Source organism: Ectopseudomonas composti (assembly GCF_900115475.1).
In the GTDB taxonomy this organism is placed as follows: domain Bacteria; phylum Pseudomonadota; class Gammaproteobacteria; order Pseudomonadales; family Pseudomonadaceae; genus Aquipseudomonas; species Aquipseudomonas composti.
This window is the reverse complement of record NZ_FOWP01000016.1, coordinates 106,816-126,511: the sequence shown is the minus strand read 5'-3', so window position 1 is coordinate 126,511 and position 19,696 is coordinate 106,816. Positions and strand designations below refer to the sequence as shown.

At 63.0% G+C, this 19,696-nt stretch carries 19 protein-coding genes; 5 read left to right on the top strand and 14 right to left on the bottom strand.

What is annotated here, in order from left to right:
* Together BM059_RS22715 and BM059_RS22710 are read right to left on the bottom strand one after the other, a co-directional pair.
* Nucleotides 1-1,226, bottom strand: a 1,226-nt coding sequence (locus BM059_RS22715) for an aspartate aminotransferase family protein (protein ID WP_074941449.1), incomplete at its 3' end; no start/stop codon positions are given.
* 85 nt (nucleotides 1,227-1,311) lie between these two features.
* Nucleotides 1,312-2,670 carry a glutamine synthetase family protein gene (locus tag BM059_RS22710; protein WP_037005452.1) on the bottom strand — a complete coding sequence of 453 codons (1,359 nt, stop codon included), beginning with the start codon at nucleotides 2,668-2,670 and terminating at the stop codon, nucleotides 1,312-1,314.
* Nucleotides 2,671-3,467: 797 nt separating this feature from the next.
* Between BM059_RS22710 and BM059_RS22705 the strand changes: the two genes are divergently transcribed.
* The 5 genes from BM059_RS22705 (at nucleotide 3,468) to aguA (ending at nucleotide 9,114) form a co-directional block, all read left to right on the top strand.
* Complete coding sequence (locus tag BM059_RS22705; protein WP_037005453.1) at nucleotides 3,468-4,847, top strand: glutamine synthetase family protein; 1,380 nt, start codon at nucleotides 3,468-3,470, stop codon at nucleotides 4,845-4,847.
* 170 nt (nucleotides 4,848-5,017) lie between these two features.
* Nucleotides 5,018-6,076, top strand: a complete 1,059-nt coding sequence (locus BM059_RS22700) for a polyamine ABC transporter substrate-binding protein (RefSeq protein WP_074941448.1) — start codon at nucleotides 5,018-5,020, stop codon at nucleotides 6,074-6,076.
* Between the two features lie 75 nt (nucleotides 6,077-6,151).
* Nucleotides 6,152-6,796, top strand: coding sequence for a TetR/AcrR family transcriptional regulator (locus BM059_RS22695; protein WP_074941447.1), 645 nt, complete (start codon nucleotides 6,152-6,154; stop codon nucleotides 6,794-6,796).
* Nucleotides 6,797-7,052: 256 nt separating this feature from the next.
* Nucleotides 7,053-7,937 (top strand): N-carbamoylputrescine amidase, encoded by an 885-nt coding sequence (aguB, locus tag BM059_RS22690; RefSeq protein ID WP_074941446.1) that lies wholly within the window; start codon nucleotides 7,053-7,055, stop codon nucleotides 7,935-7,937.
* A 70-nt stretch (nucleotides 7,938-8,007) separates the two neighbouring features.
* The gene (aguA, locus tag BM059_RS22685; protein WP_074941445.1) at nucleotides 8,008-9,114 is read left to right on the top strand and encodes an agmatine deiminase; all 1,107 of its coding nucleotides are present in this window, start codon (nucleotides 8,008-8,010) and stop codon (nucleotides 9,112-9,114) included.
* An 84-nt stretch (nucleotides 9,115-9,198) separates the two neighbouring features.
* On the opposite strand, the gene BM059_RS22680 is transcribed toward aguA, so the two are convergent.
* The 12 genes from BM059_RS22680 to pepP form a co-directional block, all read right to left on the bottom strand.
* The gene (locus BM059_RS22680) at nucleotides 9,199-9,387 is read right to left on the bottom strand and encodes a YgaP family membrane protein (RefSeq protein WP_074941444.1); all 189 of its coding nucleotides are present in this window, start codon (nucleotides 9,385-9,387) and stop codon (nucleotides 9,199-9,201) included.
* 14 nt (nucleotides 9,388-9,401) lie between these two features.
* A complete protein-coding gene (locus tag BM059_RS22675; RefSeq protein ID WP_074941443.1) occupies nucleotides 9,402-9,821 on the bottom strand; it encodes a DUF6691 family protein in 420 nt (139 codons plus the stop codon).
* Nucleotides 9,822-9,823: 2 nt separating this feature from the next.
* Nucleotides 9,824-10,258, bottom strand: coding sequence for a YeeE/YedE family protein (locus BM059_RS22670; RefSeq protein ID WP_074941442.1), 435 nt, complete (start codon nucleotides 10,256-10,258; stop codon nucleotides 9,824-9,826).
* The gene (locus tag BM059_RS22665; protein WP_074941441.1) at nucleotides 10,255-10,569 is read right to left on the bottom strand and encodes an ArsR/SmtB family transcription factor; all 315 of its coding nucleotides are present in this window, start codon (nucleotides 10,567-10,569) and stop codon (nucleotides 10,255-10,257) included. The genes BM059_RS22670 and BM059_RS22665 overlap by 4 nt, the downstream gene beginning before the upstream one ends.
* A gap of 174 nt (nucleotides 10,570-10,743) precedes the next feature.
* The gene (gene gcvH / locus BM059_RS22660; RefSeq protein WP_037005462.1) at nucleotides 10,744-11,133 is read right to left on the bottom strand and encodes a glycine cleavage system protein GcvH; all 390 of its coding nucleotides are present in this window, start codon (nucleotides 11,131-11,133) and stop codon (nucleotides 10,744-10,746) included.
* Nucleotides 11,134-11,227: 94 nt separating this feature from the next.
* On the bottom strand, nucleotides 11,228-12,310 hold the full coding sequence (gene gcvT / locus BM059_RS22655; RefSeq protein WP_074941440.1) for a glycine cleavage system aminomethyltransferase GcvT: 1,083 nt from the start codon (nucleotides 12,308-12,310) through the stop codon (nucleotides 11,228-11,230).
* A gap of 299 nt (nucleotides 12,311-12,609) precedes the next feature.
* Nucleotides 12,610-14,226 (bottom strand): ABC transporter permease, encoded by a 1,617-nt coding sequence (locus BM059_RS22650; protein WP_074941439.1) that lies wholly within the window; start codon nucleotides 14,224-14,226, stop codon nucleotides 12,610-12,612.
* Nucleotides 14,227-14,424: 198 nt separating this feature from the next.
* Nucleotides 14,425-15,426: an extracellular solute-binding protein gene (locus BM059_RS22645; RefSeq protein WP_074941438.1), complete on the bottom strand. Its 1,002-nt coding sequence runs from the start codon at nucleotides 15,424-15,426 to the stop codon at nucleotides 14,425-14,427.
* Nucleotides 15,427-15,519: 93 nt separating this feature from the next.
* The gene (locus BM059_RS22640; RefSeq protein WP_036999727.1) at nucleotides 15,520-15,831 is read right to left on the bottom strand and encodes a YceK/YidQ family lipoprotein; all 312 of its coding nucleotides are present in this window, start codon (nucleotides 15,829-15,831) and stop codon (nucleotides 15,520-15,522) included.
* Nucleotides 15,832-15,870: 39 nt separating this feature from the next.
* Complete coding sequence (locus BM059_RS22635) at nucleotides 15,871-17,088, bottom strand: 2-octaprenyl-3-methyl-6-methoxy-1,4-benzoquinol hydroxylase (RefSeq protein ID WP_074941437.1); 1,218 nt, start codon at nucleotides 17,086-17,088, stop codon at nucleotides 15,871-15,873.
* Between the two features lie 78 nt (nucleotides 17,089-17,166).
* Nucleotides 17,167-18,351 carry a 2-octaprenyl-6-methoxyphenyl hydroxylase gene (gene ubiH / locus BM059_RS22630; RefSeq protein ID WP_074941436.1) on the bottom strand — a complete coding sequence of 395 codons (1,185 nt, stop codon included), beginning with the start codon at nucleotides 18,349-18,351 and terminating at the stop codon, nucleotides 17,167-17,169.
* A gap of 4 nt (nucleotides 18,352-18,355) precedes the next feature.
* Nucleotides 18,356-19,690, bottom strand: a complete 1,335-nt coding sequence (gene pepP / locus BM059_RS22625) for a Xaa-Pro aminopeptidase (RefSeq protein WP_074941435.1) — start codon at nucleotides 19,688-19,690, stop codon at nucleotides 18,356-18,358.
* Between the last annotated feature and the right edge of the window lie 6 nt (nucleotides 19,691-19,696).

Sequence of the window (19,696 nt, the reverse complement as noted above, 5' to 3'; positions counted from 1 at the left end):
TGGCCGCGGCAGATCATGCCTACCCCCTTGTCACCCGGATAACGTTTGCGCGTCGTCTTGTCCTGCACCAATTCGATGGCACCGAGCATGCCGACACCGCGCACTTCGCCCACCAGCGGGTGATCCGCCAGCTCACGTAGACGACTCTGCAAATACGGTGCCGTTTCTGCTTTCACCCGCTCAACGATGCCTTCTTCCTTGAGAATGCGCAGGTTCTCAAGACCCACCGCTGCCGCCACCGGATGGCCGGAATAGGTGAAGCCGTGGTTGAAGTCGCCGTGCGCCTCGATCACCTCGAATACCTTGTCGCTGACGATCAGCCCGCCCATCGGCACGTAGCCGCTGGTGAGGCCCTTGGCGATGGTCATCAGGTCGGGTTTCAAATCGTAATACTGGCTGCCGAACCATTCGCCGGTACGGCCAAAGCCGCAGATCACTTCATCGGCCACAAACAAGATGTCGTATTTGCCAAGGATTTCCTTGATGCGCGGCCAGTAGGTTTCCGGCGGAATGATCACGCCACCGGCGCCCTGGATCGGCTCGGCGATAAAGGCCGCCACGTTGTCCACACCCAGTTCGAGAATCTTCTTCTCCAGCTGGTCAGCAGCCCAGATACCGAAGGCGTCCGGGGTCATATCGCCGCCCTCACCGAACCAGTACGGCTGCGGGATATGGGCGATGCCGGGAATCGGCAGGTCGCCCTGCTCGTGCATGAACTTCATGCCGCCGAGGCTGGCGCCGGCCACGGTGGAGCCGTGGTAGCCGTTGTCACGACCGATGATGATCTTCTTGTTCGGCTGGCCCTCGCACGCCCAGTAGTGGCGCACCAGACGCAGCATGGTGTCGTTGCCTTCGGAGCCCGAACCGGTGAAGAACACATGGTTCATGCCGGCCGGCGCCAGCTGGGAAATGGCGTGGGCCAACTCCAGCACCGGCGGGTGGGCAGTCTGGAAGAAGGTGTTGTAGAACGGCAGCTGCAGCATCTGCTTGGCGGCAGCTGCAACCAGCTCCTCGCGGCCATAGCCAACGGCCACGCACCACAAGCCGGCCATGCCATCGAGGATCTTGTTGCCCTCGCTGTCCCACAAATGCACGCCCTTGGCCTCGGTGATGATGCGTGGGCCATTTTCGGCCAACTGCTTGTAATCACTGAACGGCGCCAGGTGGTGGGCCTTGCTCAGGGCCTGCCACAGGGCAGTCTTGGGATTGTTCGCTTGCTTGTTCATTACCAACACCTTGCTAACACGCAGCGCCAGCGGCGCTACGCAGAGATTCGTGGCAGCGGCCGCGCCAGGCGCGGCCGGTAGCCCATTACACCGACAGCAGAAGGAACTCGCGTTCCCAGGAGCTGATCACGCGCTTGAAGTTCTCGTGCTCGGCACGCTTGACCGCGACATAGCCACGGATGAACTTCTCGCCGAGGAATTTCTCGGCGTCCTTACAGGCTTCCATACGCTCCAGCGCGCTCTCGATGGTCACCGGCAGGCGCAGGTTGCGACGCTCGTAACCACGGCCCTTGACCGGGGCGCCCGGCTTGACGTTGCCGACCATGCCCATGTAGCCGCACAGCAGGGTCGCGGCCAGCACCAGATAAGGGTTGGCATCGGCGCCAGCCAGACGGTTTTCCACACGACGGTTCTGCGGGCTGGCCTCCGGTACGCGCAGGCCAACGGTGCGGTTCTCCTCGCCCCACTCCACGTTCACCGGCGCCGAGGTATCGGGCAGGAAGCGGCGGAACGAGTTGACGTTCGGCGCGAACAGCGGCAGCAACTCGGGGATGTACTTCTGCAGGCCGCCGATGTGGTGCATGAACAGCTCGCTCATCGTCCCGTCTTCGTTGGAGAAGATGTTCTTGCCGGTTTTCAGGTCCACCACGCTCTGGTGAATGTGCATGGCGCTGCCCGGCTCGTCGGTGATCGGCTTGGCCATGAAGGTGGCCGCCACGTCATGCTTGAGCGCGGCTTCGCGCATGGTGCGCTTGAACACCAGAATCTGGTCGGCCAGGTGCAGCGCATCACCGTGACGGAAGTTGATTTCCATCTGCGCCGGGCCTTCCTCGTGAATCAGGGTGTCCAGATCCAGGCCTTGCAGTTCGCACCAGTCGTACATGTCTTCGAACAGCGGGTCGAATTCGTTCGCCGCGTCGATGGAGAAGCTCTGACGGCCGGTTTCCGGACGACCAGAGCGGCCTACCGGCGCCACCAGCGGGAAATCCGGGTCACTGTTGCGCTTGGTCAGGTAGAACTCCATCTCTGGCGCGACGATGGGTTTCCAGCCTTTGTCGGCATACATCTGCAACACTTTCTTGAGGATGTTGCGCGGCGACAGCTCAATGGGGTTGCCCTGCTTGTCGAAGGTGTCGTGGATCACCATGGCAGTGGGCTCGATGGCCCAGGGCACGACGAAAACGGCGTTGGCGTCTGGACGGCAGAACATATCGATGTCCGCCTCGTCCAGCAGGTCGTAATAGATGTCGTCCTCGACGTAGTCGCCAGTCACGGTCTGTAGCAGCACGCTCTCTGGGAGGCGCATGCCCTTCTCGTCGAGGAACTTGTTGGTCGGCGAGATCTTGCCGCGAGCAATGCCGGTCAGGTCGCTGATCAGGCATTCGACTTCGGTGATTTTGCGTTCTTTCAGCCAGCTCGTGAGCTGGTCTAACTTGGTACTCATAGAGACCTCAGGGTTGTAGAACCAACTAGGGTTATAGCTGGTTCAGCGTTGCCCCGCCTTCTCCCTGCAAGCCTCACCAAAGGCCTGGAAGAAGGCGAGATATTCGGGTGGATGCTACTAGGGGTGCGACACCTCCGACACCCGGCGTTGCACTTCACCGAAAGAAAATCGCCCACCCTTGCCAGTCGATCGCGAAGCCTCTAGGTCGCGACATAGCGCGAACCCGACAGAACCGGCGAAGGATTTCGCTACTGCAGGACGCGAGCCAGCGCGCACAGCAAAGAGCGCTGCGCAGCCAGCTACGCTATCGTGCAGGGTATTGGGTGAACGAAAAGCCTGATGGCACAGGCCGAGCGGCGATGATGCCGCAGGGGAAATAGACCGCTGTATTGCCGCGCCGCCAGGCATGCCTACCGCTGGAGCCCGCATGATGCGCAGGCCCACCTCGCGAACGAGGACAGGGGTAGCGTGATCGGTGATTCTGGCACAAGCGCTGACGCCGATGGTCGGCAGGCAAAACATGAGGCACCCGTATTATTGCTGTTATGGGTTTGAACCGAGCTTAGCCTTGTTCATTTTTTTACACAATAGCTCTGTAAAAAATTGAACACACCCCACTGAGCACCCTGAAAGATCAACGCCTGGAGCACCCTGAAAGGCCTTGAAACGCCCCAAAATTGGCCATCACGCCCCACTACAGGGCACTATTGAGCCAGCTTGACAGTAAAGTGCGTTTCGGATTGACTCACACCCATGCAGTCGCATGATTGATATATTTAACAAAAAGGTGTTGCATCATGTCGGTACCCCCGCGTGCCGTTCAGCTTAACGAAGCGAACGCGTTCCTCAAGGAACATCCCGAGGTCCAGTTCGTCGACCTTCTTATTGCAGATATGAATGGTGTGGTGCGTGGCAAGCGCATCGATCGAAACGCCCTTCACAAGGTGTACGAGAAAGGTATCAACCTGCCGGCCTCGCTCTTTGCACTCGACATCAACGGCTCCACCGTCGAAAGCACAGGCCTTGGCCTGGACATCGGCGACGCCGACCGTATCTGCTTCCCCATCCCCAATACCCTGTGCAACGAACCCTGGCAGAAGCGCCCGACCGCGCAACTGCTGATGACCATGCACGAGCTGGACGGCACGCCTTTCTTCGCCGACCCGCGCGAGGTATTGCGCCAGGTGGTACAGAAGTTCGACGAACTGGGCCTGCGTATCTGCGCAGCCTTCGAACTGGAGTTCTACCTGATCGACCAGGAGAACGTGAACGGCCGTCCGCAACCGCCACGTTCGCCGATTTCCGGCAAGCGCCCGCACTCGACCCAGGTCTACCTGATCGACGATCTCGACGAGTACGTCGACTGCCTGCAGGACATGCTCGAAGCCGCCAAGGAGCAGGACATCCCGGCCGACGCCATCGTCAAGGAAAGCGCCCCGGCGCAATTCGAGGTCAACCTGCACCACGTCGAAGACGCCATCAAGGCCTGCGACTACGCGCTGCTGCTCAAGCGCCTGATCAAGAACATCGCCTACGACCATGAGATGGATTCCACCTTCATGGCCAAGCCCTATCCGGGCCAGGCGGGCAACGGCCTGCACGTGCACATCTCGCTGCTCGACAAGAAGACCGGCAAGAACATCTTCGCGGCCGAAGATCCGCTGGAGAACACCTCGCTGCGCCATGCCGTGGGCGGCATCCTCGACACCATGGCCGCGTCGATGGCCTTCCTCTGCCCCAACGTCAACTCCTATCGCCGCTTCGGTGCACAGTTCTACGTGCCCAATGCGCCAAGCTGGGCGCTGGACAACCGTACTGTGGCCGTTCGCATCCCCACCGGCAGCCCGGATGCCGTGCGCATCGAACATCGCGTGGCCGGCGCCGACGCCAATCCCTACCTGATGCTGGCGTCGATCCTCGCCGGTATTCACCACGGCCTGACCAACCAGATCGAGCCAGGAGAGCCGATCGAAGGCAACTCCTACGAACAACTTGAACAGAGCCTGCCGAACAACCTGCGCGATGCCCTGCGCGAGCTGGACGACAGCGAAGTGCTGAACAAGTACATCGATCCCAAGTACATCGACATCTTCGTCGCGTGTAAGGAAGCCGAGCTGGAGGAGTTCGAGACCACCATCTCCGACCTCGAGTACAACTGGTACCTGCATACCGTGTAACACCGAGAAAGCCGGCCACAGAGCCGGCTTCTTTTTGCCTGCCAACTGCCTGCTCCAGCGCTCTGCGCCGGGGCCAGCGGCGCGCCGCACGGCGATTCCGCTGACATGAATCAACCTCCGGCGGCCAGGGCCACCGGATACTGTTGCCTTCATCCATCGGGGAGCTACTCATGCAACGCGTTTTTGCCGCCGTCCTGCTAGGCCTGATCTCCAGCCTGGCCCAGGCCGCCGACAGCATTAGGGTCTACAACTGGAACGACTACATCGCGCCGCAGGTACTGGAAAACTTCACCCGCGACACCGGCATCGAGGTCGAGTACCACACCTTCGCTAGCGCAGAAGAGCTGGGCGCTGCCCTGAGCAGCGGCCAACCCATCGATATCGCCGTCCCTTCGCACAATGACCTGCCAGGACTGATCGCCAGCGGTCGAATCCGTCCGCTGGATTTCAACCTGCTGCCCAACCGCACGCATCTGGATAAGCAGTTGCTGAGCAAGCTGGCTGCGGTCGACCCACAGAATCGTCACGCCGTGCCTTACCTGTGGGGCGCGGTCGGCCTGGCAATCAACACGCCACAGGCCGAGGCCGCCTATGGCGGGCCGCTGCCGCATAGCTGGAGCCTGCTGTTCGACGCCGAGCAGAGCAAGCGCCTGGCCAGCTGCGGCATCAGCGTGCTGGATGCGCCGGATGAAACCCTGTCACTGCTGCTCAACTACCAGGGCCGCAGCCTCGCTCGCAGCGCGCCGAGCCGCATCGAACGCGCCGGCAACGTGCTCGAAGCACTGCGCCCGAACCTGCGCTACGTCGACAGCGAGCGCTATATCGAAGATCTCAACAACGGTCGCCTGTGCCTGGCCATGGCCTGGGTCGGTGACGCCCTCGCCGCGGCGCAGGCCGGCCAACCGGTCAGCTTCGTGGTGCCGGATGAAGGCTCGGTATTGTTCATCGACAACCTGGTGATTCCCGCTAACGCCGCCCGCCCGGATCTCGCCCACCGCTTCATCGACTACCTGATGCAGCCGCAGGTGATCGCCCAGATCACCGCCGAGACGCTCTACCCCAACGGCAATGCCGACTCGGCGCAATTCATCGACAGCGCCCTGCTGGCACAACCCGGCCTGTACCCGGATCAGGACACCAAGCGCCGCCTGTATCCACTGGAAGTGCTGTCGGAGAAACACGCACAAGTGCGCAGCAACGTCTGGCAGCGGTTCCGCGACGGTAGTTGAGGGTTGTGCGGCGAGGCTTGCCTCGCCGCCACCTGCTGACGTCCAATAGCGCCTCGACCCACGAGGAGCCCCGCCATGTCGCGCCCCGCCAGCCCCCGCAAGCCGCGCGCCAGCAGCCAAGCCCGCATCGCCGTCATCCTCAGCGCCGCCCGCGAACTGCTGGCCGAGCAAGGCATGGCCAACCTGTCGATCTACACGGTGGCCGAGCGCGCGGGTATTCCACCGTCGTCGGTGTACCACTTCTTCGCCAGCGTGCCGGCCCTGCTCGAAGGGCTGACCGCCGACGTGCATGCGGCCTTTCGCGGCAGCCTGCTGGAGCCGGTCGACCACGCGGCATTGCGCACCTGGCACGATCTCTCGCGCCTGGTTGAACAGCGCATGCTGAGCATCTACGCCGAGGACGCCGCCGCTCGCCAACTGATCCTGGCGCAGCATGGCCTGGCCGAGGTGACCCAGGCCGACCACCAGCACGATCTGGAACTGGGTCGATTGATGCGAGCGCTGTTCGAACGACACTTCCCCCTGCCGCAATTGCCGATGGATATCGACGTATTTACCCTGGCCATGTCCCTGGGCGACCGCGTCTATGCCCGCTCCGTGCAACTGCACGGAGAGATCACTCCACGCCTGGCCGAAGAAGGCATGCGCGTTTTCGACGCTTATCTGGGCCTCTACCTGCCCGCAGCCCTGCCGAAACGGACCACTCCGCTTATCTCCTAGGGTGCACCGCTGACGCATCGACAACCGGAGTCTGATTCACACAACCTAGACGGCCCCGCGACGCCCTACGGTTTTCCGGCTCATAAATACGATAAAAATCGAATTAATTTCAAAGATCCGACAAATAACACCTTCTAATATCGATATTTATCGAATATAAATCGACCATCCCGCCCTGGTCGATGTACAGCCATGGCACTCCGAAAAGGCCTCCGGCGAATCCGGACAGGCCTGCGAACCAGCCAAGAGGTGCTTTATGTCCCGTATCGTTACCGTCGCTGCGACCCAGATGGCCTGCTCCTGGGATACCCCCGCGAACATTGCCAATGCCGAGAAGCTGGTACGCCAGGCCGCCGCCCAGGGCGCGCAGATCATCCTGATCCAGGAGCTGTTCGAGGCGCCCTACTTCTGCCAGAAGCCGAACGCCGACTACACCCAGCTGGCCACCACCGCAGAAGAAAATCCGGCCATCGCACACTTTCAGAAAGTTGCCGCAGAGTTGAAGGTGGTACTGCCGATCAGCTTCTTCGAACGCGCCGGTCGCGCCCGCTTCAACAGTATCGCCATCATCGACGCCGACGGCACGAACCTCGGGATTTATCGAAAAAGCCATATCCCCGATGGCCCCGGCTATCACGAGAAGTACTATTTCAACCCCGGCGATACTGGCTTCAAGGTCTGGGACACCGCTTACGCGCGTATTGGCGTGGGCATCTGCTGGGACCAGTGGTTCCCGGAGTGCGCGCGCAGCATGGCCCTGATGGGTGCGGAAATCCTCTTCTACCCGACCGCCATCGGCAGCGAACCGCACGATGCCAGCATCAGTTCGCGCGAGCACTGGCAACGTGTGCAGCAAGGTCATGCCGGTGCCAACCTGATGCCACTGGTGGCCAGCAACCGCATTGGCCGCGAGGAGCAGGACGGTTACGACATCACCTTCTACGGCAGCTCGTTCATCGCCAACCAGTTCGGCGAGAAAGTCGAGGAGCTGAACCAGACCGAGGAAGGCATTCTGCTGCACAGCTTCGATCTGACCGCGCTGGAGAAGGTGCGTACGGCCTGGGGTGTATTCCGTGATCGTCGGCCGAACCTATACTGGCCGCTTTCCACGCTCGACGGCAAAACACCGTCGATCCCGTAGGGTGCGCTGTGCGCACCTAGCCCTTCAAACACTTTGCCGGTGCGCATGGCGCACCCTACGGAAGCGAAATATGACCACGCTGAACACCACGCCACGCGCCGATGGTTTCCACATGCCCGCCGAGTGGGCAGCGCACAGCCAGACCTGGATGGTCTGGCCCGAGCGCCCGGACAACTGGCGCAATGGCGGCAAGCCGGCGCAGGCCGCATTCGCCGCCGTGGCCAAGGCCATTGCCCAGTTCGAACCGGTAACCGTCTGCGTATCTGCGGCGCAGTACGAGAACGCCCGCGCGCGCCTGGACGACGCCAACATTCGCCTGGTGGAAATCACCACCGATGACGCCTGGGTACGCGACACCGGCCCGACCTTCGTCACCAACGCCAACGGCGAAGTGCGCGGTGTGGACTGGGCATTCAATGCCTGGGGCGGTTTCGATGGCGGTCTGTACTGGCCATGGCTGCGTGACGACCAGGTGGCACGCAAGATTCTCGAGATCGAAGGCTGCAAGCGCTACCGCACCGAAGGCTTCGTGCTCGAAGGTGGCTCGATCCATGTCGATGGCGAAGGCACCCTGATCACCACCGAAGAGTGCCTGCTGAACAAGAACCGCAACCCGCACCTGACCCGTGAAGAGATCGAAGCCGTGTTACGCGAGCATCTGGCCATCGACACGGTGATCTGGCTGCCGGACGGCCTGTACAACGACGAGACCGACGGCCACATCGACAACTTCTGCTGCTACGTGCGCCCCGGCGAAGTGCTGCTGGCCTGGACCGACGATGCGAACGACCCCAACTACCCGCGCTGCCAGGCCGCCATGCGCGTGCTGGAAAACGCGCGCGATGCCAAGGGCCGTCAGCTGACCGTGCACAAGATGCCGATTCCCGGCCCGATTCATGCCACTGCCGAAGAGTGTGCGGGTGTCGACATCGTCGATGGCAGCCAAGAGCGCAGCCCGGAAGTACGCCTGGCCGGCTCCTACGTCAACTTCCTCATCGTCAACGGCGGCATCGTCGCGCCGAGCTTCGATGATCCGAAGGACGAAGAAGCCCGCGCCATCCTCCAGCGCATCTTCCCCGAGCATCGCGTGGTGATGGTGCCGGGCCGCGAGATTCTCCTGGGCGGCGGCAATATCCACTGCATCACCCAGCAGCAACCGGCGCCGCAAGGTGCCTGAACCTGATGGCTCGATGTAGAAGTAACCATGAAAACGCCCGGCCTGTGCCGGGCGTTTTCGTTCACCTGCACAGGCGCACAGGCTTCACTTCATCTTGCAGGTATTGATCCCCAGCAGCGGATAAGCCGGGCAGAAGCGGAAGATACCGGTGGCCAGCGGCACCACGCAGATCCAGCCCCACAGGCCGATGACACCGGCCAGGCTCAGCGCGATGAGGATCAGCCCTGCGGCGATGCGCAAGCTACGGTCCAGCGTTCCAACATTGGCGTTCATCGAGGTTGTCCAGGTCAACGCCCGCGCCGGCCCTCCAGCGCGGTAAAGATCAGCATTCCGGCAAGCATCGCCGCCACGAACAGCGCCGCCTGCCAGTGCCCGGTCAGCAGGACGGCCAAGGCCGGCCCCGGACAGATGCCGGCGATGCCCCAGCCGACGCCGAACAACAGGCTACCGCCGATCAGCCGCGCATCCAGATCGCGTCGCGTCGGCAACTGCATGGCGCCACCGAGCAGGGCTTTGCCGCGCCGTTGCGCCAGGTTCAACGGCAACGCCGCTACGCCAATCGCACCAGCCATCACCAGCGCCAGCGACGGGTCCCAGTGACCGGCCAGATCGAGGAAGGCCAGCACCTTGCCGGGGTCGGCCATGCCCGCCAGCAACAGGCCGAGGCCAAACAGCAGGCCGCAAACGAATGCACTGAGTCTGGCCATGTTCAACCTCGCAACAGATGACGCAGGACAAATACCGTGGCGAAACCCGCCGCCATGAAGCACAAAGTCGCCGCCAACGAACGCGGTGACAGGCGGGAAATACCGCAGACGCCATGGCCACTGGTGCAGCCCGAACCGTAGCGGGTGCCGACACCGACCAGTACGCCGGCCACGATCAGCCCCAGGCTACCGGTCTCGAAGTGAATCGCTGGCAAGTCGGCGGAAATCCCCCAGAGCAGCGGCGCCAGCAGCAGCCCCAGGATAAAGGCGCCCTTCTCGCCACGCTCTTCGCCCCCGCGCTGCAGCAAGCTGCCGAGCAAGCCACTGATACCGGCCACACGACCATTGGCCAGGGCGAACACGGACGCCGCCAGGCCGATCAACGCGCCACCAGCGAGGGCGCTCCAAGGCGTGAAATTAACCCAGTCGATACTCATTGCCGGCCCTCGCAGAACAGACGGTAGAGCGTCTCGATCACCGCCAGCGCCGCCGGACTGCTGATGCGATAGAAGATCTGCTTGCCGTCGCGGCGGGTTTCCACCAGCCCCTCGCGGCGCAGCACCGCCAGTTGCTGGGACAGCGTCGGTTGCTGGATACCGAGCAAGGTCTCCAGTTCGCTGACATTGCGCTCACCCTGCGACAGCTGGCAAAGCAGCAGCAGACGATCCGGATTGGCCAGCGCCTTGAGCAGTTGCCCGGCCGCATCGGCATTGGCGCGTAGTTGCTGGATATCGATGGACTCAGCCATGGGACACCTTCATTTAATACAATATGTATTTTTATATATTGTATTGAATGAAGGTGTAAATGGCGACAAGCCGTAGGACGGGTGCAACCCGCCAGGGTGATTGGCGGGTTACACCCGCCCTACGCTAGAAACGCGAAAACCCGCCGAAGCGGGTTTTCTGCAGATCGACGCAAATCAGGCGTCGGCGTCAGCAGCAGCCTGATAGGCAGCAGCGTCCAGCAGCTTGTCCAGCTCGCTGGTGTCGCTCGGCTTGAGCTTGAAGAACCAGCTGCCGTACGGGTCGCTGTTGACGCTTTCCGGGCTATCGGCCAGCGCGTCGTTGATGGCGATCACTTCGCCGCCAACCGGTGCGTAGATGTCAGAGGCAGCCTTGACCGACTCCACCACGCCGGCTTCCTGACCCGCATTCAGCTGCTTGCCGATTTCCGGCAGTTCGATGAACACCACATCACCGAGGGCTTCCTGGGCGTGGTCGGAAATGCCCACGGTCACGCTACCGTCAGCTTCCAGGCGAGCCCACTCGTGGCTGGCGGCATAACGCAGATCGGCGGGGATATTGCTCATGTTTGATTCCTCGTAAACGGTAACGGCAAGTGGGCCGTCAGGACAATTTAGCAGGCCGCGGCGCCAGGAGAAGCCAGCACCGCGACCTGATGATTCAGATAAGGGTTTTGCCGTGACGCACGAAGCTCGGTTTGACCACTCGCACCGGGTACCACTTGCCGCGGATCTCCACTTCGGCACGGTCCCCGGTCGCTGCCGGCACCCGCGCCAACGCGATGGATTTGTTCAGCGTAGGCGAGAAGCTGCCACTGGTGATCTCGCCCTCGCCAATGCCATTGACACGCACCACCTGGTGGGCGCGCAGCACGCCGCGCTCCTCCAGCACCAGGCCCACCAGCTTGCTCGGGCAACCCGTAGCGCGCTGCGCCTCCAACACCGGGCGACCGATGAAGTCGCGCTCGGCAGGCTCCCAGGCGATGGTCCAGGCCATGTTGGCGGCCAACGGGCTGACCTGTTCATCCATGTCCTGGCCATAGAGATTCATGCCGGCCTCCAGGCGCAAGGTGTCACGGGCGCCGAGGCCAATGGGTGAGATACCGGCACCGACCAGATCGTTGAGCAAGGACACCACCTCGGTCACCGGCAGCATGATTTCCAAACCGTCTTCGCCGGTATAACCGGTGCGGGCGATGAACCAGTCGCCCTCGGGCAGCCCCTGGAATGGTTTGAGCTCATGGATAAGCGCCGCACGGGCCTGGCTCAGCAGTTCGCAAACACGTGCACGCGCCTTGGGCCCCTGGATGGCGAGCATCGCCAGGTCGCGGCGCTCCCGCAGATCCACGTCGAAGTCAGCGGCCTGGGCGTGCATCCACGCCAGGTCCTTGTCACGGGTGCCGGCGTTGACCACGAGGCGGTAGCCGCCTTCAGTGAGGTAGACGATCAGGTCGTCGATCACGCCGCTCTGCTCATTGAGCATCGCGCTGTACAGCGCCTTGCCGGGGCTCTGCAGGCAGGCTACGTCGTTGGCCAGCAAGCGCTGCAGATAGGCCTGCGCCTGGCTGCCACTCACGTCCACCACGCACATGTGCGAGACGTCGAACACGCCGCACTCGCGGCGCACCTGATGATGCTCCTCCACTTGCGAACCGTAGTGCAGCGGCATGTCCCAGCCGCCGAAATCCACCATTTTGGCCCCCAGTGCCAGGTGCAGGTCATAGAGGGGGGTGCGCTGTCCCATGGGTTATCTCCTTCCGGGCTTGGCGAAGCGATTCAGACCCCTAGAAGCTACCTGCGTTGCCATTGCTGCGTTGCACTGGCTGCCTCGGCTCGAGCATCCTGCTTCGCTCTACCTCCTGCATCCATGCAGTCGTCGGCTACGCTTCTAGATGAGTCCTGTCGGGTTACCCCGACTCGCGAATGGCGCGCATTGTAGCCGCATGCGTCCGGGGGGTCATCCTGGCTTCAGGTCGTAGGGCGGGTACAACCCGCCATACCCCGACACTGGCGGGTTGCACCCGCCCTACAGCGTTGTCTTGATCAACCGAAACTGCGAGCCGAACGCCGGATCAGCAGAATCACCGGCAACAGGCCGACCAGCACCAGCGTCAGGGCTGGCAGCGCGGCGCGCGCCCATTCACCTTCGCTGGTCATTTCGAAGACTCGCACCGACAGCGTGTCCCAACCGAACGGACGCATCAGCAGAGTCGCCGGCATCTCCTTGAGCACATCGACGAACACCAGCAGCGCGGCTGACAAGGTACCCGGCAACAGCAGCGGCAAATAAACCTTGAAGAACAGTCCGAAGCCACCGACGCCGAGGCTGCGGGACGCCTCAGGCAACGACGGGCGGATACGCGCCAGGCTGGTCTCCAGCGGCCCAAAGGCCACTGCCATGAAGCGAATCAGGTAGGCCACCAATAGCGCCGTCAGACTGCCCATCAGCAGCGGTTTACCGGCGCCGCCCAGTGCCGTGGACAGCGGAATCACCAGCTCGCGGTCGAGGAAGCTGAACGCCAACATGATCGCCACTGCCAGCACCGAGCCCGGCAAGGCATAACCGATGTTGCCCAGCGCCACACCGAAGCGCACGCCGCGATTCGGCGCCTGGCGACGAGCGAAGGCCAGCAACATGGCCACACTGACGGTGATCAGCGCCGCCATGCCGCCCAGGTACAGGGTATGCAGGATCAGCCCGGCGTAACGCTCGTCAAGATCGAAACGACCGCGCTGCCAGAACCACGCCAGCAGTTGCAGCAGCGGAATGACGAAGGCACAGGCGAACACCAGGCAGCACCAGGCGCTGGCGGCGAAGGCCTTCCAGCCACGCAGGTGATACAGCGCCTTGCCGCGTGGCCGCTCATTGGCTGGCCGCGCGGCGCCGCGAGCACGGCGCTCGCCGTAGAGCACCAGAGCCACGGCTAACAGAAGCAGGCTGGCCAGCTGTGTGGCACTGGTCAGGCTGTAGAAGCTGTACCAGGTCTTGTAGATCGCCGTGGTGAAGGTGTCGAAATTGAACACCGACACTGCGCCGAAATCGGCCAGGGTTTCCATGATCGCCAGCGCCAGGCCGGCACCGATGGCCGGCCGCGCCATGGGCAACGCCACACGCCAGAACGCCTGCCAGGGGCTCTGGCCGAGTACCCGCGCCGCCTCCATCAAACCCTTGCCCTGGGCCAGGAAGGCGCCACGGGCGAGCAGATAGACGTAGGGATAGAACACCAGCACCAGCACGATGATCACGCCGCCGGTGGAGCGCACCCGTGGCAGACGCAGGCCGCTGCCGAACCATTCGCGCAACAGCGTCTGCACAGGCCCGGCGAAGTCCAGCAGCCCGACGAAGACGAACGCCAGCACATAGGCCGGAATGGCAAAAGGCAACATCAGCGCCCAGTCCAGCCAGCGCCGACCCGGGAACTCGCAGAGGCTGGTGAGCCAGGCCAGACTCACCCCCAGCAGCGTCACCCCCACACCGACACCGATCACCAGCGTCAGCGTGTTACCGATCAGGCGCGCCATCTGCGTCTGCCACAGGTGCGCCCAGATCTGCTGATCCACCTCGTGCCAGCTCAGCAGCAGCACCGACAATGGCATCAGCACCAGAACGGCGACGGCAAGGACGATGGGGTACCAGCGACGCTGGACGGGATGCGGCACGCGGATTCCTCGACTACGGAAATGACGACGCCCCGGCTAGGCGGGGCGTCGCAGTATAACGGCAGCGGCGTGGATCATGATCGTTCCCACGCTCCGCGTGGGAATGCAGCGTTCGACGCTCCAGCGTCAAAAGCCAACAGACATGACGCGGAGCGTCACTGGTGACGTACCCACGCCGGAGCGTGGGTACGATCTCCTTTACTGCCAGCCGGCGCGATCCATCAACATGGTTGCTTCAGCCTGACGCTTGCCCGCCACTTCAGTGGCCACCGTATCGGCCTTGAAGGTGCCCCAGGAAGCCACCTCAGCGGACGGTTTCACCGCAGGGTTGGCCGGGTATTCCTGGTTGACGCCGGCGAAGATGCTCTGCGCATCCGGGGTGGTCATCCACTCCAGCAGCTTCTTGGCCTGCTCGGCATGCGGTGCATGCTTGGTCACACCGGCACCGGCCAGGTTGACGTGCACGCCACGGTCAGCCTGGTTCGGCCAGAACGGTTTTACTTTCAGATCCGGGTTCTGCTTGTGCAGGCGGCCGTAGTAGTAGGTATTGGTGATGCCCACGTCGCACTGGCCGGCATCGATGGCTTGCAGCAGCGCGGTGTCATCGGCGAATACATCGGTGGCCAGGTTGTTGACCCAACCCTTGATGATTTCCTCGGTCTTCTCGGCGCCATGGGCTTCGATCAGGGTGGCGGTCAGCGACTGGTTGTAGACCTTCTTGCTGGTGCGCAGGCACAGGCGGCCTTCCCAGTTCTTGTCGGCCAGAGCTTCGTAGGTGGACAGCTCTTCCGGCTTGACGCGCTCGGTGGAGTAGAAAATGGTCCGTGCACGTAGCGACAGGCCAGTCCAGCTGTCGGTGCTGGAGCGATACTGAGCGGGGATGTTGGCGTCGATGGCGTCGGACTTGGTCGGCTGCAGTACGCCTTCCTGTTCGGCTTGCCAGAGGTTACCAGCGTCGACGGTGATCAGCAGGTCGGCCGGGGTGTTGGCACCTTCGGCCTTGAGGCGGGCGATCAGCGGGGCTTCCTTGTCTGTGATGAACTTCACCTTGACCCCGGTTTTCTCGGTATAGGCGTCAAACACCGGCTTGATCAGCTCATCGATGCGGGCGGAGTAGACCACCACCTCATCGGCAGCCTGGACGGCAGTTGCCAGGGTGCTGAGAGTGAATGCGGCGAGAAGCGCGTTACGAGCCTTCATAGGACCAGCCTCTTGTGGATTACAAAGTGGCTGAATAGTAGTGAATGTTATTTGCCTTCTCAACGTAAACAGCAACGCGAAACGCAGCAGTTATTACAAGGTATTTTCGGGCTCACGAGCTGCCAGCAGATCTGCCGGCAACAACAGCGTGTCGATTACCGCATCGACTGGCAGCGACACCACGACTATGAGCGGACAGACGATGCTAATCAGACAGATCACCGCCCCGGCATTGCCGCTACCACTGGGGCCTGGGCGCAATCCCAACAGATGGAGATCGCCGTTGACGCCCTTGTAGGTCTCCACTGGCGTCGGCTCTGCGGCGCCGCCACGACCGACCATGGTGCCGCAGCCCGCAGAAAGTGAAAATGCCGCCACAACCAGGTATTGCAGTAGGTGCTTCATTGCACACTCCTCATTCATCCATGACAGGTAAAGCGTTGGTCAGGCCCTCGCCAGCTCCGGCAGATCACCCGCCAGCCCAAGCGCCTGGCGCACGAACAGCGCCTTGGCTTCGGCCTGGCCATCGACCAGATCGAGACCGACGTTGCGCAGCAGGCGCAACGGCAACGGGTCGGCCTGGAACAGACGCTGGAAGCCCTCCATCGCCGCCATCATCGCCAGGTTGTGCGGCATGCGCCGACGCTCGTAGCGGCTCAGCACGCGCTCTTCACTGAGGCTCTCACCTCGCATAGCGGCATGCAGCAGCACCTCGGCCAGCACCGCCGCATCGAGGAAGCCCAGATTGACGCCCTGCCCCGCCAACGGGTGGATGGTGTGCGCAGCATCGCCGATCAGCGCCAGCCCCGGCTCCACGTAACGCTTGGCATGCCGTTGACGTAATGGGATGCACAGACGGCGATCAGCATGCAGGACCTTGCCCCGCCGCGACTCGAAGGCCTTGCCCAGCTCGGCGCAGAAGGCTTCGTCATCCAGCGCCATCAGCCGCTCGGCCTCCACCGGTATGGTCGACCAGACGATCGAGCACCAGTGCTCGCCGGCAGGCCCAGCCAACGGCAGAAAAGCCAGCGGACCGTCATCGGTGAAACGCTGCCAGGCGGTGGCCTGGTGCGGGCGCTCACAGCGCACGCTGGTGACGATGGCGTGGTGCAGGTAATCCCACTCGCGCGTGGCGCAACCGGCCAGGCGGCGCACTGCGGAATTGGCCCCATCGGCCGCTACCAGCAGCGGCGCGCGCAGTTGACGGCCCTCGGTAAGCGTCAGCAGCCAGTCGTCGCCGGAGCGGCGCAACTGCTCCAGGCGCGCGCCAGGCAACAGACCGATCTGGCTGTCGTGCAGGCGCTCCAGCAGCGCGTCCTGCACCACGCGATTCTCGACGATATGGCCGAGCGTCTGCGCATGCACACTGGCGGCCGCGAAGTGAATGCTGCCAGTACCGGAGCCGTCCCACACGCGCATCTCACCATAGGGGCAGGCACGCCGCGCAGCGATACCCGGCCAGACACCCAGGCGCTCGAGAATGCGCTGGCTGGCCATCGACAACGCACTGACGCGTGGCTCGAACGCTGCCTGCGCATCGAACGGCGCCACACTCAGCGAGCTGCCATCAACGATCAGGATGTCCAGGCCACTATGTTCCAGCGCCAAGGCCAGAGTGCTGCCGACCATACCGGCGCCGACGATGATCAGATCCGCGCGCATATCATTCCTTAAACCTTAGAGTGCGCTGTGCGCACCATGGCGTCCGCTTGGTGCGCACGGCACACCCTACGGGGCGGGTCATAGATTGCGGGTCCCCATACCCATGGCCTGCCGGGCAAACCAGCGCTTGGCCGGCGGCAGCAGGTCGAGGCCGAGCAGGCCCAGGTTACGCCCGGCAGTCAGCAGCGGTTGCGCGTTGCTGAACAGGCGCGTCACCTGGTCGGAGAAGCCAACAGTCATGTGTTGATCGAGCTGCTGGCGCTGCTGATAACGCTGCAGGGTGGCGAAATCGCCCAACGGCGCGTCGCTGGTGATCAGCACCTCGGCCAGCGCCAGCGTGTCGCGCAACGACAGGTTATAGCCCTGGCCGGCAATCGGATGCAGGCTGTGAGCCGCGTTGCCGAGCACCACCAGGTGCGCTCGCACCTGTTCCTGTGCCTCGACCAGGCTCAGCGGATAAAGGTGCCGCGCACCGACCTGCTGCAAGGCGCCCAGACGGTAGCCGAAAGCCTGCTGCAACTCGCCGAGAAAGCTCGCCTCGCTGACGCGCAACAAGCGCTCGGCGTCGGCGGCAGCGCGCGTCCACACCAGCGCACAGCGATTGTCACTCAACGGCAACATGGCCATCGGGCCGTCATCGGTGAAGCGCTCGAAAGCCTGGCCACGATGCGCCTCCAAGGGGCTGACGTTGGCGATCAGCGCGCTCTGCCCATAAGGTTTGACGTTGACGACGATACCGAGCTGCTCACGCAAACCGGAACGCCCACCATCGGCGAGAATCGCCAGGTCGCAGTCGAGGCAGGTTTCGTCGTTCAGCGCCAGGCGATAGCCTTCATCCAGGCGCTGCATACCGACCACTTCAGCCGGGCAGCGCCATTCGATCACGTCCGCATCCAGCGCCTGCCACAGGCAGTGGCCGATCCAGGCGTTCTCCACCACGTAGCCGAGCGCCGGCACACCTTCCTCGATGGCCTGCAAGCGCGCGGCACCGAAGCGGCCACGGTCGGAAACATGAATCTGCTGAATCGGCTCGGCACGCTTGGCGATGCTCTGCCACAGGCCGAGGCGCTCGTAGATCAGCCGACTGCCGTAGGACAGCGCGGTGGAACGCGCATCGTAGCTGGGCTGGTACTCACTGCCCGGGGCGAAGGGTTCGATCAGGGCGATGCGCCAGCCACGCTGGCGCGCCGTTTCCTGCAGGGCCAGCGCCAGGCTGGCACCGACCAGGCCGCCGCCGATAATGGCCAGCTGTACGCGCGACATGGCCTCAGGCCGCCTCGCTACGCGCGGCAGCCATCAGTGCCTCGATCTCGGCAACGGTCTTGGGCACGCCATTGGTGAGAATCTCGCAACCCTTGCGGGTCACCACCACGTCGTCTTCGATGCGCACGCCGATGCCGCGCCACTTCTTGGCGACTTTGTCGTTGTCGACGGCGATATAAATGCCCGGCTCCACGGTCATCGCCATGCCGACCTCCAGCACGCGCCATTCGCCGCCGACCTTGTAGTCGCCGACGTCATGCACGTCCATGCCCAGCCAGTGGCCGGCGCGGTGCATATAGAAGGGTTTGTAGGCTTCGCTGGCGATCAGCTCGTCGACGTCACCCTCTAGCAGGCCCAGTTCGACCAACCCGGCAGTGATCACGCGCACCGTGGCCTCATGAGCCTCGTTCCAGTGTTTGCCTGGAGCGATGAACTTGAACGCCTCCTCGTTGGCCTTCAGCACCAACTCGTAGATGGCCTTCTGCTCGGGAGAAAACGTGCCGCTGACCGGGAAGGTACGAGTGATATCGCTGGCGTAGCAGTCGATCTCGCAACCGGCATCGATCAACACCAGATCACCGTCCTTGAGCGCCGCATCGTTCTCACGGTAGTGCAGGATGCAGGCGTTGCGACCAGCGGCGACGATGCTGCCGTAGGCAGGCATCTTCGCCCCGCCCTTGCGGAACTCATAATCCAGCTCGGCTTCCAGGTGATATTCGAACAGGCCGGCGCGGCTCGCCTGCATCGCGCGGATGTGGGCGCGCGCACTGATCTCGGCAGCCTCCTTCATCACCTTCACCTCGGCGGCCGACTTGTACAGGCGCATGTCGTGCAGCAGGTGATTGAGGGCGACGAACTCGTTCGGCGGTGTCGCACCCTGGCGGGCCTTGGCACGGATGTGGTTGACCCACTCCATCAACCGATGATCGAACTCCTGGTTGCAACCGATGGCGTAATAGACGCGCTCGCGACCTTCGATCAGCCCGGGAAGGATGTCGTCGATATCGCCGATGGGGAAGGCATCGTCGGCGCCGAAATGCTTGATCGCACCGTCCTGACCGGCGCGCAATCCGTCCCACAGCTCGCGCTCGGGATCACGTTCACGGCAGAACAGCACATATTCACCATGCTCGCGACCGGGGATCAGCGCCATCACCGCTTCCGGCTCGGGGAAGCCGGTGAGGTACTGGAAATCGCTGTCCTGACGATAGACGTGCTCGACGTCGCGGTTGCGGATATACACCGGCGCTGCCGGCAGGATGGCGATGCTGTTGGGCTCCATCTGCGCCATCAGCGCCTTGCGCCGACGGGCATATTCGGACTTGGGGATGCTGATCAAGGCAGG

What these genes read in the sequence shown, in the direction of transcription:
- gcvT (WP_074941440.1), bottom strand. Translation starts at nt 12,310, where the DNA reads ATGGGACAGCGCACCCCCCTCTATGACCTGCACCTGGCACTGGGGGCC.
- BM059_RS22700 (WP_074941448.1), top strand. Translation starts at nt 5,018, where the DNA reads ATGCAACGCGTTTTTGCCGCCGTCCTGCTAGGCCTGATCTCCAGCCTG.
- BM059_RS22635 (WP_074941437.1), bottom strand. Translation starts at nt 17,088, where the DNA reads ATGCGCGCGGATCTGATCATCGTCGGCGCCGGTATGGTCGGCAGCACT.
- BM059_RS22680 (WP_074941444.1), bottom strand. Translation starts at nt 9,387, where the DNA reads ATGAACGCCAATGTTGGAACGCTGGACCGTAGCTTGCGCATCGCCGCA.
- BM059_RS22645 (WP_074941438.1), bottom strand. Translation starts at nt 15,426, where the DNA reads ATGAAGGCTCGTAACGCGCTTCTCGCCGCATTCACTCTCAGCACCCTG.
- BM059_RS22665 (WP_074941441.1), bottom strand. Translation starts at nt 10,569, where the DNA reads ATGGCTGAGTCCATCGATATCCAGCAACTACGCGCCAATGCCGATGCG.
- BM059_RS22675 (WP_074941443.1), bottom strand. Translation starts at nt 9,821, where the DNA reads ATGGCCAGACTCAGTGCATTCGTTTGCGGCCTGCTGTTTGGCCTCGGC.
- BM059_RS22670 (WP_074941442.1), bottom strand. Translation starts at nt 10,258, where the DNA reads ATGAGTATCGACTGGGTTAATTTCACGCCTTGGAGCGCCCTCGCTGGT.
- aguB (WP_074941446.1), top strand. Translation starts at nt 7,053, where the DNA reads ATGTCCCGTATCGTTACCGTCGCTGCGACCCAGATGGCCTGCTCCTGG.
- BM059_RS22640 (WP_036999727.1), bottom strand. Translation starts at nt 15,831, where the DNA reads ATGAAGCACCTACTGCAATACCTGGTTGTGGCGGCATTTTCACTTTCT.
- BM059_RS22705 (WP_037005453.1), top strand. Translation starts at nt 3,468, where the DNA reads ATGTCGGTACCCCCGCGTGCCGTTCAGCTTAACGAAGCGAACGCGTTC.
- BM059_RS22695 (WP_074941447.1), top strand. Translation starts at nt 6,152, where the DNA reads ATGTCGCGCCCCGCCAGCCCCCGCAAGCCGCGCGCCAGCAGCCAAGCC.
- gcvH (WP_037005462.1), bottom strand. Translation starts at nt 11,133, where the DNA reads ATGAGCAATATCCCCGCCGATCTGCGTTATGCCGCCAGCCACGAGTGG.
- ubiH (WP_074941436.1), bottom strand. Translation starts at nt 18,351, where the DNA reads ATGTCGCGCGTACAGCTGGCCATTATCGGCGGCGGCCTGGTCGGTGCC.
- aguA (WP_074941445.1), top strand. Translation starts at nt 8,008, where the DNA reads ATGACCACGCTGAACACCACGCCACGCGCCGATGGTTTCCACATGCCC.
- BM059_RS22710 (WP_037005452.1), bottom strand. Translation starts at nt 2,670, where the DNA reads ATGAGTACCAAGTTAGACCAGCTCACGAGCTGGCTGAAAGAACGCAAA.